Below are 3,156 nucleotides of genomic sequence, written 5' to 3'. Positions count from 1 at the left end.
AGAACTGCGTTCTTTCGGTCGCGTGCAGGCACGCTATAAAACAGAATAATTTCTTGCTTATGGATGCGGGCATCCAGCACAATAAAGGATTCTGTTTTGCAATGTACCTTGAAAACCGCATATAAGAAATAGAAATGATAAGATAAATATCTTAATCAAGACATCCGAGGTAATTGTTATAACAGGTAATAGTCAATTATAGTAATAATGATTACACACGATTCGAAGAAAACGAATTCAAAAAATTGACCTATAACCAACGCCAGCAACGCTATGCTGGTGTAGTCGAGTGATCGACCCGTGATCATGAGACAGTTGGTCATGCTAGAAAGAGCGTATGGTGGATGCCTTGGCACTAAGAGCCGATGAAAGACGTGATAAGCTGCGAAAAGCTTCGGGGAGGAGCAAATATCCTACGATCCGGAGATGTCTGAATGGGGAAACCCGCCTGAGCAAACCTCAGGCATCCTGACGCCAATCCATAACGTCAGGAAGGGAACCCGGCGAACTGAAACATCTAAGTAGCCGGAGGAAGAGAAAACAACAAGTGATTCCGTGAGTAGCGGCGAGCGAAAGCGGAAGAGCCCAAACCGGGATGCGTGCATCCCGGGGTTCGGACCGCGGAATTGATCCACGAGGGTTAGCAGAATGGCTTTGGGAAAGCCAGCCAGAGAGGGTGAAAGCCCCGTAAGCGAAAATCCGAGTGGCATGGCGGGATCCAGAGTAGGTCGAGACACGTGGAACCTTGACTGAAGGCGCGGGGACCACCCCGCAAGGCTAAATACTCCTTAGTGACCGATAGCGCATAGTACTGTGAAGGAACGGTGAAAAGAACCCCGGGAGGGGAGTGAAACAGAACCTGAAACCATATGTTTACAAGCTGTGGAACCACTGTATATGTGGAACCGCGTACTTTTTGTAGAACGGTCCGGCGAGTTGCGCCGGCTGGCAAGGTTAAGTCCTCAAGGGACGGAGCCGAAGGGAAACCAAGTCTTAATAGGGCCAGAGTCAGTCGGAGCAGACCCGAAACCGGGTGATCTATCCATGTCCAGGATGAAGTTGCCGTAAAAGGCAATGGAGGTCCGAACCCACATCCGTTGAAAAGGGTGGGGATGAGGTGTGGATAGGGGAGAAATTCCAATCGAACCCGGAGATAGCTGGTTCTCCTCGAAATAGCTTTAGGGCTAGCCTCATACGAGTCTTGCGGAGGTAGAGCACTGAATTTCCTAGGGGGCGTCAAAGCTTACCGAAGAATATCAAACTCCGAATGCCGCGTAGATGTTGTATGGGAGTCAGACTGCACGAGATAAGTTGGGCAGTCAAAAGGGAAAGAGCCCAGACCTGCAGCTAAGGTCCCAAAATGTGTGTTAAGTGGAAAAGGATGTGGGATTTCGAAGACAACTAGGATGTTGGCTTAGAAGCAGCCATACATTCAAAGAGTGCGTAATAGCTCACTAGTCGAGAGGTCCTGCGCCGAAAATGTCCGGGGCTGAAACACACTGCCGAAGCTCGGGAATCAACCCAGTTGATTGGTAGAGGAGCATTGTTAACGAGAGGAAGCAGTACCGAAAGGAGCTGTGGATTGTTAAGAAGAGAGAATGCCGGAATGAGTAGCGAGAGGAAGGTGGGAATCCTTCCGGCCGAATATCCAAGGTTTCCAGAGTAAAGCTGATCTGCTCTGGGTAAGTCGGGGCCTAAGGCGAGGCCGAGAGGCGTAGCCGATGGACAACAGGTTGAGATTCCTGTACCGCGATATGACAGAACTGTGGGGACACGCGTGGAGAGCATAAGCCGGGAATGGAAAGACCGGCGCAAGCGAGGCAGGAGCCGCATAGGCAAATCCGTGTGGCAATCCGAAGACGTGATGCGGACCGAACAGGAGTAGGGAAGTATGCGAGCCATGCGTCAAGAAAAGCCGCTATTGCTCATATCGCGCCCGTACCGTAAACCGACACAGGTGGATGAGGAGAGAATCCTAAGGCCGACGGGAGAAGCATTGTTAAGGAACTCGGCAAAATGACTCCGTAACTTCGGGAGAAGGAGTGCCGGCGAGAGCCGGCCGCAGAGAATTGGCCCAAGCAACTGTTTAGCAAAAACACAGGTCTATGCAAAACCGCAAGGTGAAGTATATGGGCTGACGCCTGCCCGGTGCTGGAAGGTTAAGAGGAGAGGTTAGCCGTAAGGCGAAGCCTTGAATTTAAGCCCCAGTAAACGGCGGCCGTAACTATAACGGTCCTAAGGTAGCGAAATTCCTTGTCGGGTAAGTTCCGACCCGCACGAAAGGCGTAATGATTTGGGCACTGTCTCAACAATGCACCCGGTGAAATTGAAATACCAGTGAAGATGCTGGTTACCTGCGCCAGGACGGAAAGACCCCATGGAGCTTTACTCCAGCTTGATACTGGGATTCGGTATTGCATGTACAGGATAGGTGGGAGGCAGGGAAGTGGCGACGCCAGTTGCCACAGAGCCGCTGTTGGGATACCACCCTTGCAGTATTGGATTTCTAACCATCAGCCGTGACCCGGCTGGGGGACAATGTCAGGTGGGGAGTTTGACTGGGGCGGTCGCCTCCGAAAGGGTATCGGAGGCGCTCAAAGGTTCCCTCAGAATGGTTGGAAACCATTCGGAGAGTGCAAAGGCAGAAGGGAGCTTGACTGCGACACCGACGGGTGGAGCAGGTACGAAAGTAGGACTTAGTGATCCGGTGGTATAAAGTGGGATTGCCATCGCTCAACGGATAAAAGCTACCCTGGGGATAACAGGCTTATCACTCCCAAGAGTTCACATCGACGGAGTGGTTTGGCACCTCGATGTCGGCTCATCGCATCCTGGGGCTGAAGTAGGTCCCAAGGGTTGGGCTGTTCGCCCATTAAAGCGGTACGCGAGCTGGGTTCAGAACGTCGTGAGACAGTTCGGTCCCTATCCGGCGTGGGCGTAGGATATTTGAGAGGAGCTGTCCTTAGTACGAGAGGACCGGGATGGACTGGCCGCTGGTGCATCTGTTGACCACCAAGGTCATGGCAGAGTAGCCAAGCCGGGACGGGATAAACGCTGAAGGCATCTAAGCGTGAAGCCCCCCTCAAGATGAGATATCCCTGCGCAAGCAGTAAGACCCCTTGAAGACGACGAGGTAGATAGGGCAGAGGTGGAAGT

Annotated in this window: 1 rRNA gene; it reads left to right on the top strand. The window is 52.2% G+C overall.

The features are described from left to right. Positions 1 to 317 precede the first annotated feature (317 nt). A 23S ribosomal RNA gene (locus ACQRBN_RS17325) occupies positions 318 to 3,156 on the top strand; the annotation flags it as partial.

Origin of the sequence: Bariatricus sp. SGI.154, assembly GCF_050313795.1 — a bacterium.
In the GTDB taxonomy this organism is placed as follows: domain Bacteria; phylum Bacillota; class Clostridia; order Lachnospirales; family Lachnospiraceae; genus CAMBRQ01.
The sequence above is the reverse complement of the archived record's forward strand: the minus strand, read 5'-3'. Positions and strand labels throughout refer to the sequence as shown.